At 75.2% G+C, this 13,782-nt stretch carries 13 protein-coding genes; 9 read left to right on the top strand and 4 right to left on the bottom strand.

What is annotated here, in order from left to right:
- The 6 genes from E9529_RS02865 to def all read left to right on the top strand — a co-directional run.
- On the top strand, nt 1-2,705 hold a 2,705-nt coding region (locus E9529_RS02865; protein ID WP_236829594.1), incomplete at its 5' end, for an Rne/Rng family ribonuclease.
- Between the two features lie 206 nt (nt 2,706-2,911).
- Nucleotides 2,912-3,223 (top strand): 50S ribosomal protein L21, encoded by a 312-nt coding sequence (gene rplU, locus E9529_RS02860; protein WP_236829593.1) that lies wholly within the window; start codon nt 2,912-2,914, stop codon nt 3,221-3,223.
- Nucleotides 3,224-3,230: 7 nt separating this feature from the next.
- On the top strand, nt 3,231-3,482 hold the full coding sequence (rpmA, locus tag E9529_RS02855) for a 50S ribosomal protein L27 (RefSeq protein ID WP_236829592.1): 252 nt from the start codon (nt 3,231-3,233) through the stop codon (nt 3,480-3,482).
- Between the two features lie 113 nt (nt 3,483-3,595).
- Complete coding sequence (obgE, locus tag E9529_RS02850) at nt 3,596-5,116, top strand: GTPase ObgE (protein ID WP_236829591.1); 1,521 nt, start codon at nt 3,596-3,598, stop codon at nt 5,114-5,116.
- Entirely contained in the window at nt 5,113-6,237 is a 1,125-nt protein-coding gene (proB, locus tag E9529_RS02845; protein WP_236829590.1) for a glutamate 5-kinase, read from the top strand. The genes obgE and proB overlap by 4 nt, the downstream gene beginning before the upstream one ends.
- 30 nt (nt 6,238-6,267) lie before the next feature.
- The gene (gene def / locus E9529_RS02840) at nt 6,268-6,750 is read left to right on the top strand and encodes a peptide deformylase (RefSeq protein WP_236829589.1); all 483 of its coding nucleotides are present in this window, start codon (nt 6,268-6,270) and stop codon (nt 6,748-6,750) included.
- Between the two features lie 21 nt (nt 6,751-6,771).
- Here def and E9529_RS02835 read toward each other — a convergent pair whose 3' ends face one another.
- Genes E9529_RS02835 through E9529_RS02820 form a run of 4 tightly spaced genes read right to left on the bottom strand, consistent with a single transcriptional unit; the run spans nt 6,772 to nt 10,055 of the window.
- Nucleotides 6,772-7,185, bottom strand: coding sequence for a Fur family transcriptional regulator (locus E9529_RS02835; RefSeq protein WP_236829588.1), 414 nt, complete (start codon nt 7,183-7,185; stop codon nt 6,772-6,774).
- Nucleotides 7,182-8,210, bottom strand: a complete 1,029-nt coding sequence (locus E9529_RS02830; protein WP_236829587.1) for a metal ABC transporter permease — start codon at nt 8,208-8,210, stop codon at nt 7,182-7,184. Before E9529_RS02830 ends, E9529_RS02835 begins: the two co-directional genes overlap by 4 nt.
- A 1-nt stretch (nt 8,211) precedes the next feature.
- Entirely contained in the window at nt 8,212-9,063 is an 852-nt protein-coding gene (locus E9529_RS02825) for a metal ABC transporter ATP-binding protein (protein ID WP_236829586.1), read from the bottom strand.
- Complete coding sequence (locus E9529_RS02820) at nt 9,060-10,055, bottom strand: metal ABC transporter substrate-binding protein (protein WP_236829585.1); 996 nt, start codon at nt 10,053-10,055, stop codon at nt 9,060-9,062. The genes E9529_RS02825 and E9529_RS02820 overlap by 4 nt, the downstream gene beginning before the upstream one ends.
- A gap of 92 nt (nt 10,056-10,147) precedes the next feature.
- Here E9529_RS02820 and E9529_RS02815 point away from each other — a divergent pair, with 92 nt between their 5' ends.
- From E9529_RS02815 to E9529_RS02805, 3 genes are read left to right on the top strand one after another with little or no spacing between them, the layout of a single operon-like run.
- Nucleotides 10,148-11,401, top strand: a complete 1,254-nt coding sequence (locus E9529_RS02815; protein ID WP_236829584.1) for a glutamate-5-semialdehyde dehydrogenase — start codon at nt 10,148-10,150, stop codon at nt 11,399-11,401.
- A 23-nt stretch (nt 11,402-11,424) separates the two neighbouring features.
- Entirely contained in the window at nt 11,425-12,312 is an 888-nt protein-coding gene (locus tag E9529_RS02810) for a MoxR family ATPase (protein WP_236829583.1), read from the top strand.
- Nucleotides 12,312-13,733: a VWA domain-containing protein gene (locus E9529_RS02805; protein WP_236829582.1), complete on the top strand. Its 1,422-nt coding sequence runs from the start codon at nt 12,312-12,314 to the stop codon at nt 13,731-13,733. Before E9529_RS02810 ends, E9529_RS02805 begins: the two co-directional genes overlap by 1 nt.
- The last annotated feature ends 49 nt before the right edge of the window (nt 13,734-13,782 follow it).

Here is a 13,782-nt window from a genome sequence, read left to right as displayed (position 1 = left end):
CCGTGGAGTCGCCCGACCCCGAGCTCGCCGACGGCACCGCCGAGGAGCAGGACGGCGACGACGCCGCGGCCGACGAGGCGCCGCGCTCCCGCCGCAGCCGGTCGCGCCGCCGCGCCGCCGCGGAGCAGCCGGAGCAGGCCGAGGCGGACACCGACGACGAGCAGGCCGAGGACGGCGAGGACCGCGACGACTCGGGCGAGGACCGCGACGAGGGTGGCTCGTCGGCGAGCCGCCGTCGCCGTCGCGGCCGCCGGGGCCGTGGCCGCGGCCGCAGCGGCGAGGACTCCTCGGACGCCGACGACGACTCCGGTGACGAGCGGCCCGGCAGCGACGACGCCGAGGACGAGGACACCTCCGCCGAGTCCGCCGAGGCCGACGAGGACGAGGGCGACGACGAGGGCTCGACCGGTTCGGGCACCCGGCGCCGGCGCCGCCGTCGCCGCCGGGGTGGCAGCTCGGGCGCGGACGAGAGCTCCGACGACGCCGACGACGACGACCGCCCCGAGCGCGCCGGGCGCAACGGCCGCACGACCAGCGACGACGACGTCCGCGGCATCACCGGCTCCACCCGCCTGGAGGCCAAGCGCCAGCGCCGTCGGGACGGCCGCGACACCGGCCGCCGCCGCCAGCCGATCCTCACCGAGGCCGAGTTCCTGGCCCGCCGCGAGGCGGTGGACCGCAAGATGGTCATCCGCCAGCGGGGTGAGCGGACGCAGATCGCCGTCCTCGAGGACGACGTCCTCGTCGAGCACTACGTCACCCAGGCCTCGGCGACGTCCTTCGCGGGCAACGTCTACCTGGGCCGGGTGCAGAACGTGCTCCCGAGCATGGAGGCCGCGTTCGTCGACATCGGCAAGGGGCGCAACGCCGTCGTCTACGCCGGTGAGGTCAACTGGGACGCCGTCGGGCTCTCGGGTAAGCAGCGCTCGATCGAGCAGGCGTTCAAGTCCGGCGACAAGATCCTGGTGCAGGTCACCAAGGACCCGATCGGCCACAAGGGCGCCCGGCTGACCCAGCAGATCAACCTGCCCGGCCGCTTCCTGGTGTACGTGCCCGGCGGCTCGATGACCGGGATCAGCCGCAAGCTGCCCGACACCGAGCGCCAGCGGCTCAAGGACATCCTCAAGAAGATCGTCCCCGAGGACGCCGGCGTCATCATCCGGACCGCGGCGGAGGGCGCCTCGGAGGAGGAGCTCACCCGGGACGTCAACCGGCTCAAGGCGCAGTGGGACGTCATCAAGCAGAAGTCCGAGTCGACGACGAACGCGCCGACGCTGCTGTACGGGGAGCCGGACCTCGCGATCCGGGTCATCCGCGACGTCTTCAACGAGGACTTCAAGGAGCTCGTCGTCCAGGGCGACGACGCCTGGGACACCGTCGAGGCCTACGTCGCGCACGTCTCGCCCGAGCTGTCCGAGCGGCTCACCCGCTACACCGGTGAGGGCGACGTCTTCCGGGACCTGCGGATCGACGAGCAGCTCACCAAGGCGCTGGACCGCAAGGTCTGGCTGCCCTCGGGTGGCTCGCTGGTCATCGACCGGACCGAGGCGATGACCGTCGTCGACGTCAACACCGGCAAGTTCACCGGCTCCGGGGGCAACCTCGAGCAGACGGTGACGCGCAACAACATGGAGGCGGCGGAGGAGATCGTCCGCCAGCTCCGGCTGCGCGACATCGGCGGCATCATCGTCATCGACTTCATCGACATGGTGCTCGAGAGCAACCGCGACCTCGTGCTGCGGCGGCTGACCGAGTGCCTGGGCCGCGACCGCACCAAGCACCAGGTCGCCGAGGTGACCTCGCTGGGCCTGGTCCAGATGACCCGCAAGCGGGTGGGCCAGGGGCTGCTGGAGGTCTTCTCCGAGGCCTGCGACCACTGCCGCGGCCGCGGGATCCTGGTGCACACCGACCCGGTCGACGACAAGCGCCGGGGGAGCGGCTCGGGCGGCAACGGCTCCGGCGGCGGCGGCAAGGACGCGGGCAGCGGGCGCAACCGCGGCGGCGGTGGCGGCAAGGAGTCCGGCGGCAAGGAGTCCCCCGCCAAGGAGGCGCCGGACGCCGGGGAGGCCGAGGAGGGCGCTCGGCCGGTCGCCGCCGAGGCCGCCGGGGACGGCGAGGCCCCCGAGGGCGGCGGCCGCAGCGGCCGCCGCAGCCGGGGTCGCCGCAACCGCGGGCAGGCGGGCGAGGAGCGCGCGGCCGAGGACGCCGCCGTGCTCGCCGGCACCCGCGCCGACGACGGGGCACCGGCCGAGCCGGTCGCCGACGGCTCCGCCGAGGCGGTGGAGGAGGCCGGCCCCGTGGCGCCCGCGCCCGAGGAGGTCGCCGCCCCGGCGGCGACGGTGCCGCCGCTGGAGGGGACGACGCCGGTGCCGGTGCCCGCCGCGGAGACGGCGGAGGCGGGCACGGAGGCCGACGACGTCCTCCCGGCCGGTGAGGTCGCCGCGGTGGAGGCGCCGGAGCAGGACGCCCTGCCGATCACCCCGGCGACCACGGCCGCCGACGTCGTCCCCGGCGGGGCGGCGCACACCGCCGACGCCGGTGCGCCGGCGCCGGACGGCCCGCCGGCCCAGGAGGCCCCGCAGGTCAAGGACGCCCCGCCGGCCCCGGAGGCGCAGGCCCCGGGGAACGGCGAGGTCTCTGCCGCGGCCACCCGGCCGCGGCGACGCCGGGCGGCCAGCCGGCCGGCCGGCCCGCCGGTCAGCTAGCCCTTCCGGGGTCAGCAGGGTCACGACCAGGGCGTGTCGACCGGCCCGGGACGGCTCGGGTACGCTGGACGGGTTGCTGCGCCACCGCGCAGGCGCTTGCGGGCGCCGCCGGGACGGCGTGCGCAGCCCGTCCAAGCACCCGGCGCCCCCCGGTCGTGCGCGCCGGACACAGAGCTCGACGTGAGAAACGCGAACAGGAGTCAGTGGTGTACGCAGTGGTGAAGGCTGGCGGCAGCCAGCACAAGGTGGCCGTGGGCGACACGTTCACGATCAACCGTCTCGCCGGTGAGGCTGGCGACACCGTCACCCTGCCGGCCATCCTCCTGGTCGACGGTGACACCGTCACCAGCGACGCGGCGGCCCTGGCGAAGGTGACCGTGACGGGTGAGATCCTCGCCCACGGCAAGGGTCCCAAGATCCACATCCACAAGTTCAAGAACAAGACCGGCTACCACAAGCGTCAGGGGCACCGTCAGCGCCTCACCGACGTCGTGGTCCGCGACATCACGAAGGGCTGACCCCGACATGGCACACAAGAAGGGCGCCTCGTCCTCCCGGAACGGCCGCGACTCGAACGCCCAGCGCCTCGGCGTGAAGCGGTTCGGCGGCCAGGTCGTGAAGGCCGGCGAGATCATCGTCCGCCAGCGCGGCACCCACTTCCACCCGGGCCTGGGTGTCGGCCGCGGTGGCGACGACACGCTGTTCGCGCTCGCGCCGGGCGCGGTCACCTTCGGCACGCGACGGGGACGCAAGACCGTCTCCATCACCGCGGTCTGAGGAAGGCTCCCGCTGTTCCCAGCGGGGCCACCACATCCGTTCTGCCGACGAGCGCACGGGCCGATGGGCCCGTGCGCTCGTGGCGCTTCTCAGCCAGCTAGGAGGTGGCGGGCATGGCCGCTTTCGTCGACCGGGTGACCATCCACGTCGCCGCCGGCAACGGCGGGCACGGTGTGTCGTCGGTGCACCGGGAGAAGTTCAAGCCGCTCGGCGGGCCCGACGGCGGCAACGGCGGTGACGGCGGCGACGTCGTCCTCGAGGTGGACCCGAGCGTGCACACGCTGCTGGACTTCCACCACCGCCCGCACCAGAAGGCGGCCAACGGCCGCCCCGGCGCCGGCAGCAACCGGCACGGTGCCCGCGGCGAGGACCGCGTCCTGCGCGTCCCCGAGGGCACGGTCGTGAGCACCCTCGACGGCCGGCAGATCGCCGACCTGGTCGGCGCCGGCACCCGGGTGGTGCTCGCGCACGGGGGCAAGGGCGGGCTGGGCAACGCCGCGCTGGCCAACAACCGCCGCAAGGCACCCGGGTTCGCGCTGCTCGGCGAGCCCGGCGAAGCCCTCGACGCGGTGCTGGAGCTCAAGAGCATCGCCGACGTCGGGCTGGTCGGGTACCCGTCGGCGGGCAAGTCCTCGCTGGTCGCCGCCATGTCGGCGGCCCGGCCGAAGATCGCCGACTACCCCTTCACCACGCTGGTGCCCAACCTCGGCGTGGTGCGCTCCGGCGACACCGTCTACACGATGGCCGACGTGCCGGGCCTGATCCCCGGCGCCTCGGCGGGCAAGGGGCTGGGCCTGCAGTTCCTGCGGCACGTCGAGCGCTGCGCCGTCCTGGTGCACGTCATCGACATGGCCACCATGGAGCCCGGGCGCGACCCCGAGACCGACATCGAGGCGCTGGAGCACGAGCTCGCCCAGTACTCCGGGGACGAGCTCGACCTGGTCGGTCGGCTCCGCATCGCCGTCCTCAACAAGATCGACGTCCCCGACGGCCGGGAGCTGGTCGACCTCGTCCGCGGGACCCTCGAGGCGCGCGGCCTGCAGGTGTTCCCGATCAGCGCCGTGACCGGTGAGGGGCTCGCCGCGCTCGGCTACGCCCTGGCGGCCGCCGTCGAGGAGCACCGCGCCTCGCTGCCGGCGCCCGAGCCGGTGCGGGTGACGCTGACCCCGCGCGCCGTCGACGACACCGGCTTCACCGTCGAGCGCGACCCCGACGACCCCGGCTCGTTCGTCGTCCGCGGCGTGAAGCCCGAGCGGTGGGTGCGGCAGACCGACTTCACCAACGACGAGGCCGTCGGCTACCTCGCCGACCGGCTCAACCGCCTCGGGGTGGAGGAGGAGCTGGCCAAGGCCGGCGCCCGCGAGGGCGACGCCGTCACCATCGGCGACGTCACCTTCGACTGGGCGCCCACGCTGCCCGCCGGCACCCTCACCGCCGAGGAGTCCGCGGGCCTGGGCGGGCGCGGCACCGACAACCGGCTGGAGAGCAACGAGCGGATCGGGGCCGCCGAGCGGCTGGCGGCCAAGCGCGCCCGCCGGGTGCCGTTCGAGGCGACCGAGCGCGGCTGGACCGACGCGGAGCTCGAGGAGCTGGCCGACGACCTACCCGGTGGGGCCGGCGAGGGGGACCGGTGACCGCTGCCGCCGCCCGCCCCGCGATCGCCGGAGCGGGCCGGGTCGTGGTCAAGGTCGGCTCCTCCTCGCTGACCACGCTGCCCGGTGGGCTGGACGTCGAGCGGCTGACCGCCCTGGTCGACGCGCTCGCCGCCGTTCGGTCGTCGGGCCGGGAGGTCGTGCTCGTCTCCTCCGGCGCGATCGCGGCGGGGCTGGCGCCGCTCGGCCTCGACGGGCGCCCGCGAGATCTGGCGACCGCGCAGGCCGCGGCCAGCGTCGGTCAGCTGCGCCTGGTGCAGACCTACGCCGACGCCTTCGCCCGTCACGGGATCACCGTCGGCCAGGTGCTGCTCACCGCCGACGACCTCACCCGCCGCAGCCACTACCGCAACGCCCGGCGGACGGTGGACCGGCTGCTGGACCTCGGCGTGCTGCCGGTCGTGAACGAGAACGACACGGTCGCCACCGACGAGATCCGCTTCGGGGACAACGACCGGCTCGCCGCGCTGGTCGCCCACCTGTCGCAGGCCGACGCCCTCGTGCTGCTCTCCGACGTCGACGGGGTGTACGACGGCGACCCGCGCACCGGGCCCGCTCAGCTGGTCGACACCGTGCGAGACCCGGCGGACCTCGCCGCGGTCGTCCTCGGCTCGGCCAGCCGCAACGGCGTGGGCACCGGGGGGATGGCGACCAAGGTCGAGGCGGCGTTCATCGCCGCGCACGCCGGGGTGCCGGTCGTGGTCACCTCCACCCCGCAGGCCGCGGGCGCGCTGGACGGCGACCGGGTGGGCACCCTCTTCGCGCCGATGGGCAAGCGGCCCAGCGCCCGCCAGTTCTGGCTGCGCTACGCCAGCCGTCCGCGGGGCCGGCTGCTGCTCGACGACGGGGCGGTCGCCGCCCTCCGCGAGCGGCACGCGTCGCTGCTGGCCGCCGGGATCACCGGCGTGGCGGGGGAGTTCCTCGCCGACGACCCGGTGGAGCTGGTCGGGCCGGACGGCGTGGTGGTCGCCCGCGGGCTGGTCGCCTACGACGCGCGGGAGATGCCCCGGCTGCTCGGCCGCAAGACCGGCGACCTCCCGGCCGAGTACCGCCGCGAGGTGGTGCACCGCGACGAGATGGTGCTGGTCGGACGCCTGCGCTGAGCGCCGGGACCGGGCTGAGAGACTGGCCGGGTGACGATCCGCCCCATCCGCGAACTCGGCGACCCGGTGCTGCGCACCCCCTCGGACCCGGTCCGGGCCTTCGACGCCTGGCTGGCCGCGCTGGTCCGCGACCTGGAGGAGACCGTCGACCACCCCGGCCGGGCCGGGGTCGCGGCGCCGCAGATCGGCGTCAACGTGCGCGCCTTCTCGTACAACATCGACGGCGTGATCGGGCACATGGTCAACCCGGTCATCGTCGAGCGCTCCGAGGAGATCCAGGACGGCGACGAGGGCTGTCTCTCGGTGCCGGGCATCTGGGCACCGACCGTGCGCGCGATGCGCTGCGTCGCGGAGGGCTTCGACGTCGACGGCAAGCCGCTGCGGCTGGAGGGCGAGGGGCTGATGGCCCGCTGCCTGCAGCACGAGGTCGACCACCTCGACGGGAAGGTCTTCCTGGACCGGCTCACCGGTGACGCCCGGAAGGCGGCCCTTCGGGCGCTCCGCGAGCGCTGACGCGTCGGTAGCGTCAGCCGCTCAGCGGTCGGCGGCGCAGCTCCCGCAGGTGCCGAACACCTCGAGCTCGTGCTGCACGTCGGCGAAGCCGTGCTCGGCGGCGATCCTCGCCGCCCAGCGCTCCACCGGCGGGTCGGCGACCTCCACCGTCCGCCCGCACGAGCGGCACACCAGGTGGTGGTGGTGCACCGGCGAGCACCGGCGGTACGCGGCCTCGCCCTCGCCGCTGCGCAGCACGTCGACCAGGCCGTCGTCGACCAGCGCCTGCAGCGCCCGGTAGACCGTCGCCAGGCCCACCGAGTCGCCGCGCTCGCGCAGCAGGGCGTGCAGGTCCTGGGCGCTCCGGAAGCCGTCGAGCTCGTCGAGCAGGTCCAGGACGGCGGTGCGCTGGCGGGTCTGCCGGCGGGCGGGGGGAGCGGTGTCGGGGGAGCTCACGGTCGGCCTGCCTTTCCCTCCACCGGTGCCGGCACCGGGTGCTCGCCGTGCTCGTCGTAGTGCACGCCCGTGCCGGTCCGGTGCGGGGCGTGCAGGTGGCCGTCGTGGTCGTAGTCCACGTGGTCGCCGTGCGGGACCGGCCGGTGGCCGCAGCCCTCCCCGTGCTCGTGCGGGTGGGCGGCGTGCAGGCCGACCTTACGCCGGTGCCGGCGGCGGCCCGTGGCCTCCCGGACGGCGACGCCCAGCGCGACGAGCAGGAACAGCGCGATGGCCAGCAGCACGATCGTGCCGCCCGACGGCGTGCCCGTGTAGTAGGAGGCCGTGGTCCCGGCGAGGCTGACCACCAGCCCGATGCCGCAGGCCAGCAGCAGCGCCTGTCGGAAGCTGCCGGCCAGCAGCTGGGCGACCGCGCTGGGCAGGATCATCAGCGCGCTGATCAGCAGCAGGCCGACGACGCGCATCGACAGCACGACCGTCGAGGCCACGAGCGCGGCGAGCACCACGTTGAGCGCCAGCACGGGCAGGCCCACCGCGCGCGCGTACTCCTCGTCGTCGCTCACCGCGTACAGCCGCTGCCCGAGCAGCCAGACGACCGACAGGATCACCACCGTGATCACGCCGAAGGCCACCAGGTCCCCGGCGCTGGTGGTGGTGATCGCCCCGAACAGGTACGCGTCGAGGTTGGTCGCCTGGCCGGCGGGCGCGAGGCTGAGCAGCACCACACCACCGGCGATGCCCCCGTAGAAGAGGACGGCGAGCGCCACGTCACCGCTGGTGCGCCCGCGGGCTCGGACCAGCTCGATCAGCACCGCCCCGGCGACCGCCGCGACGAGGGCCGCCCCCACCGGGGCGGTGGAGGTGAGGACGCCGACGCCGACGCCGACGAGCGCGACGTGGCCGAGCCCGTCGCCCAGCAGCGACAGCCGCCGCTGCACCAGGAAGATGCCGACCGCCGGAGCGGCCAGCCCCACCATCAGGGAGGCCAGCAGCGCCCGCTGCATGAACCCGTACTGGAGGATCTCCACGTCACTGCTCCCCGTCGCGGGCGCGCACCGGGCGGGACGACGTCCACGGCTGGTGCTGGCGGTACCCGGTCCCCGGGTGGTCGTCCGGGTCCTCGGGGTGGTGGTGCCCCGCGTCGCCGGCGAGCGGGCCGGCCCCGGCGAGGGGGCCGTCGTAGCGGATCCGCCCGTGGTCGACGACGACCGCGCGGGTCAGGACGCCGGCGAGCGGGCCGGCCTCGTGGGTGACCACGAGCAGGGTCGTCCCGCGCGCGGAGACCTCGGCGAGGACCCGGGCGAGCGTCTCCTGGTTGGCGGCGTCGACCCCGGCGGTCGGCTCGTCCATGACCAGCAGCTCCGGTTCGGCGGCCAGTGCCCGGGCCACGAGAACGCGGCGCTGCTGGCCGCCCGACAGCGACGCGACCGGGTCCCGCGTGCGGTCGCCGAGCCCCACCGCGTCGATGGCGTCGGCCACCGCCGCGCGGTCGGCGGCCGTGGGACGGCCGAGCAGCCCGCGCCGCGCGAGCCGGCCGACGCCGACCACCTCGCGGACGGTCGCCGGCACGGCCCCGCTGACCGTGTGCCGCTGGGGCACGTAGCCGACGCGGCCGCGCTCGCGCAGCCGCCCCACCGGCGCACCGAGGACCGTCACCTCCCCGCCCAGCACGGAGGCCAGGCCGAGCAGGCCGCGGGCGAGGGTGGTCTTCCCGGAGCCGTTCGACCCGAGGACGGCGAGCGCCTCGCCCGGGTGCACGGTCAGGTCGACGTCCTGCACCACGGGGACGTCGCCGTAGCCGATGCTGGCGCCGCGGAGCCCGACCGCGAGGTCGAGGTCGGGCTCCGTGCGGTGCTGCTCGGCGAGATCGCGACCGGTCACGAGCAGTTCTGGCCCTCCTGCAGGGTGGCCAGGTTGGCGCGCATGACCTCGAGGTAGTCCTCGCCGGCCGACTCGTCGGTCAGCCCCTCGAGCGGGTCGAGGACGGCGGTCCGCACGCCCGCTTCCGCGGCCACGGTCTCGGCCACCGCCGGGTCGACGAGGGTCTCGGTGTAGACGGTGGTGATGCCGCGGTCGGCCACCAGCTCGGTGATCTCGCCGAGCTGGGCGGCGCTGGGCTCCTGCGAGGGGCTGAGCCCGTTGATGCCGACCACCTCGAGACCGTAGCGCTCGCCGAGGTAGCCGAACGCGTCGTGGCTCGTCACCAGGGTGTCCACCGCGCAGCCCGCGAGCGCGTCGGACATCTCCGTGTCCAGGGCCTCGAGGTCGGCGCGCAGCGCAGCGGCGTTGTCCGCATAGGTGTCCGCGCCGTCGGGGTCCAGTTCGGCGAGCCGGTCGGCCAGGGCGTCGGCGACGTCGGCCAGGCGGGTGGGGTCGAGCCAGAAGTGCGGGTCGACCGACCCCTCGCCCTCGGCGTGCGCCTCCTCCTCGGCGTGCGCCTCGTCCGCGTGGGCCTCCTCGTCGGCGTGCTCCTCGCCCTCGTGGGCGTGGTCGTGCTCGCTGGTGGTCGTCAGCGACAGGTCGGCGGCCTGACCCGCGTCCCAGGCGGCGTCGGGGGCCTCGGACGCGACGGCGTCGTCGAGGCCGGGCTGGAAGCCCTCGAGGTGGATGACCAGGTCGGCCTCGGAGATCGCGGCGACGTCCCGCGGGGTGAGCTCCAGGTCGTGCGGCTCGCCGCCGGGCGGGGTGGCCGAGGAGACCTGCACGCGGTCGCCGCCGACCTGCTCGGCGGCCCACTGCAGCGGGTAGAAGCCGGCGAGCACGGACAGCTCGCCCTCGGCCGCCCCGCTCCCGCCACCGTCGGCCGCGCACCCGGTGAGCAGCAGGCAGGTGGCCGAACCGAGCGCGACCGCGCTGCGGCGGATCGAGATCATGTGCATGAGAATCATTCTCGCACAAGACGCCGGAGGGCCGGTCCGGGGTCACGCCGGGGGGAGCCGACGGGGCGCGCGCGTAGGATCGCGGCGTGCCCGACGTCTCCGGCCTGCCGCTGATCGGTGCCGCCGCGCTCCGCGCGAAGGCCGCCGCCCGGGTGCTCCGCACCCTCCCGACGGACACCAAGGACGCCGCGCTGACGGCGATGGCCGCGGCGCTGGTCGAGCGCGCCGACGAGATCCTGGCCGCCAACGCGGCCGACGTCGCGGCGGCGCGGGCCGACGGCACGCCGGAGGCGATCGTCGACCGGCTGCGGCTGGACGCCGGCCGGATCGCCGGGGTCGCCGACGCGCTGCGCCAGCTGGTCGCGCTGCCCGACCCGGTGGGCGACGTCGTCCGCGGGTCGCGGCTGCCCAACGGGCTGGAGCTCACGCAGGTCCGCGTGCCCCTCGGTGTCGTCGGCATCATCTACGAGGCCCGCCCCAACGTGACCGTCGACGCCGCCGGGCTGTGCCTCAAGAGCGGCAACGCGGCGCTGCTGCGCGGCTCGGCCTCGGCGTTCGCCACCAACACCGCGCTGCTCGCCGTCCTCGCCGAGGCGGGGGAGAAGGCGGGGCTGCCGGCGGGTTTCGTGGAGCTGCTGCCGGCCGACCGCGCCTCGGTGGGGGAGCTGCTGAACGCCCGCGGCCTGGTCGACGTCGTCATCCCCCGCGGCGGGTCCTCGCTGATCCAGCGAGTCGTGCGGGAGTCCCGGGTGCCGGTGATCGAGACCGGCGAGGGCAACTGCCACGTCTACGTCGACGCCTCGGCCGACCCGGTGATCGCCGAGGCGGTCGTGCTCAACTCCAAGACCCACCGGGTGAGCGTCTGCAACAGCGCCGAGACGCTGCTGGTGCACCGCTCGTACCCGCACCTGCCCCGGCTGCTGGCCGCGCTGGCCGACGCCGGGGTCGCGCTCCACGGCGACGACGCGGCCCGCTCGGCCCACGAGGGCGTCGTCCCGGCCACGGACGACGACTGGGGCACCGAGTACCTGTCGATGGACATGGCGGTGCGGGTCGTCGACGACCTGCCGCAGGCGCTGGACCACATCGCCCGGTGGAGCACCGGCCACACCGAGGCGGTCGTCGCCGACTCCGCCCGCGCGATCGCCGAGTTCACCGCCGGGGTGGACGCCGCCGCCGTGCTGGTCAACGCCTCCACCCGGTTCACCGACGGCGGGGAGTTCGGGTTCGGCGCCGAGATCGGCATCTCCACCCAGAAGCTGCACGCCCGGGGGCCGCTCGGCCTGCCCGAGCTCACCTCGACCACGTACGTCGTCACGGGGTCCGGCCACACGCGCTGACCCCGCCCCTCCCGAGGAGCCGCATGCCCCGCCCGCCGTCGCAGTCCCCGCACTTCTCCTCGGTCGCGGACGTCAGCAAGCGGCTGTCCACCGCCGGCTACCTGCCCGACGCGCAGATCGCGACGACGGTCTTCCTCGCCGACCGGCTGGGCAAGCCGCTGCTGGTGGAGGGGCCGGCGGGCACGGGCAAGACGGAGCTGGCCAAGGCGCTGGCCGCCGCCACCGGGTCCGAGCTCATCCGGCTGCAGTGCTACGAGGGCCTGGACGAGGCCCGGGCGCTGTACGAGTGGAACTACAAGAAGCAGCTGCTGCGCATCCAGGCATCCCAGGCCGAGGGTGGCGCGGACTGGGACACCGTCCACGACGACATCTTCGGCGAGGAGTTCCTGCTCGCCCGCCCGCTGCTGACCGCCATCCGCCGCACCGAGCCCACCGTGCTGCTCATCGACGAGACGGACAAGGCCGACGTCGAGGTGGAGGGCCTGCTGCTCGAGGTGCTCAGCGACTTCCAGGTCACCATCCCCGAGCTGGGCACGGTCACCGCGACCCGCCGGCCGACCGTCGTCCTCACCTCGAACGCCACCCGCGAGCTCTCCGAGGCGCTCAAGCGGCGCTGCCTGTACCTGGCGCTGGACTACCCGTCCGCCGAGCGGGAGCGGGAGATCGTGCTCTCCCGCGTGCCCGACCTCGCCTCGGGGCTGGCCGACCAGCTGGTCGCGACGGTGCGGGCGCTGCGCGGGCTGGAGCTGAAGAAGTCGCCGTCGATCTCGGAGACCCTCGACTGGGCGCAGACCCTGCTGGAGCTGGGGCTGGACACCCTCGACGAGCCGGCGATGTCCGCGACGCTGGGCGTGGTGCTCAAGCACGCCAGCGACCAGACCCGGGCAGCGGCCGAGCTGCGGCTGAACTGATGGAGCAGCCGCACGCGCCGGTCCGGGAGCCCGGCGGGCTCGCCGGGCACCTGGACGGGTTCGTGCGGGCGGTGCGCGAGGCCGGCATCCCGGTCGGGATCAGCCAGGCCGTCGACGCCGCGGAGATCCTCACCGCCGTCGACCTGCTCGACCGCGAGCAGCTGCGCCACGGGCTGGCCGCGGTGCTGCTCCAGCGTGCGGCCCAGCGCCCGACGTACGACGTCCTGTTCGACCTCTGGTGGCCGCTGGGCGACCGCCCGGCGCCCGACGACGGCGACGACGAGGCGGGGGAGGCCGGGCAGCCCACCCTCGACGTGCCCGACGACGCCGCGCTGGCCGAGCTGATGCGCGCGCAGCTGCTGGAGCTGCTGACCGACGGCGACCCCGAGGCGCTGCGCCGGTTCGCGCGGGACGCCGTCGACCAGCTGGGCCAGGGGCAGCCGACGCCCTCGGGGCAGTCCTACTTCAGCTACCGCGTGATGCGGGCCCTCTCGCCGGACACGCTCGTCGCGCAGCTGCTCGCCGGGCTGCTCGGCGACGCGGAGCGCGGGGGGCTGGCCGAGCAGGTGGCCCGGCAGACGGTGCGCGACCGGCTGGCGGCCTTCCGGACGGCGGTCGAGGCCGAGGTGCGCCGGCGCACGGCCGCGGAGAAGGGGCGCGACCGGGTGGCGAAGAACGCCGTCCGCCCGCTCGCCGACCAGGTCGACTTCCTGCGCGCCCAGTCCGCCGACCTCGCCGAGCTGCGGCGGTCGGTGGCCCCGCTGGCCCGCCGGCTCGCCGTCCGGCTGTCCGCCCGCCGGCGGCTGGGGCGGGAGGGCCGGCTGGACTTCCGCAAGACCGTCCGCGCGTCGCTGGGCACCGGCGGGGTCCCCGTCGTCACCCACCACCGGCCGCGCAAGGTGCACAAGCCGGAGCTGGTCGTGCTCTGCGACGTCAGCGGCTCGGTGGCCGGGTTCAGCCACTTCACGCTGATGCTCACCCAGGCGCTGCGGGAGCACTTCACCGGCGTCCGGGCGTTCGCCTTCGTCGACTCCACCGACGAGGTCACCCGCTTCTTCACCCCGGGGGTCGACGTCGCCGACGCGATCGCGCGGATGGGCCGCGAGGCGCAGGTGGTGGGCTTCGACGGGCACAGCGACTACGGCACCGCCTTCGAGGTGTTCGCCGACCGCTGGGCCTCGGCGGTCGGGCCGAAGACGTCGCTGCTGGTGCTCGGCGACGGGCGCACCAACTACCGGCAGCCCGGGGTGCCGGTGCTGGCCGGGCTCGTGGGCAAGGCCCGCTCGGCGCACTGGCTGAACCCCGAGCCACGCCGGCTGTGGGGGAGCGGCGACTCCGCGGCGGAGCGGTACGGCGAGGTGATCGACATGGTCGAGTGCCGCAACGCCGCCCAGCTGGCCGACTTCGTCACGACCCTCTGAAGAGGACCCCTCCGCCCCCCACCACTCGCACGCCCGTGGCGGGCCCCTG

This window comes from Blastococcus sp. KM273128 (assembly GCF_021698975.1).
Lineage (GTDB): Bacteria > Actinomycetota > Actinomycetes > Mycobacteriales > Geodermatophilaceae > Blastococcus.
The sequence above is the reverse complement of the archived record's forward strand: the minus strand, read 5'-3'. Positions and strand labels throughout refer to the sequence as shown.

Bases quoted from the DNA above. Each gene is read 5' to 3' on its own strand.
- E9529_RS02820 (WP_236829585.1), bottom strand. From the start codon at position 10,055: ATGATCTCGATCCGCCGCAGCGCGGTCGCGCTCGGTTCGGCCACCTGC.
- rpmA (WP_236829592.1), top strand. From the start codon at position 3,231: ATGGCACACAAGAAGGGCGCCTCGTCCTCCCGGAACGGCCGCGACTCG.
- E9529_RS02810 (WP_236829583.1), top strand. From the start codon at position 11,425: ATGCCCCGCCCGCCGTCGCAGTCCCCGCACTTCTCCTCGGTCGCGGAC.
- obgE (WP_236829591.1), top strand. From the start codon at position 3,596: ATGGCCGCTTTCGTCGACCGGGTGACCATCCACGTCGCCGCCGGCAAC.
- E9529_RS02805 (WP_236829582.1), top strand. From the start codon at position 12,312: ATGGAGCAGCCGCACGCGCCGGTCCGGGAGCCCGGCGGGCTCGCCGGG.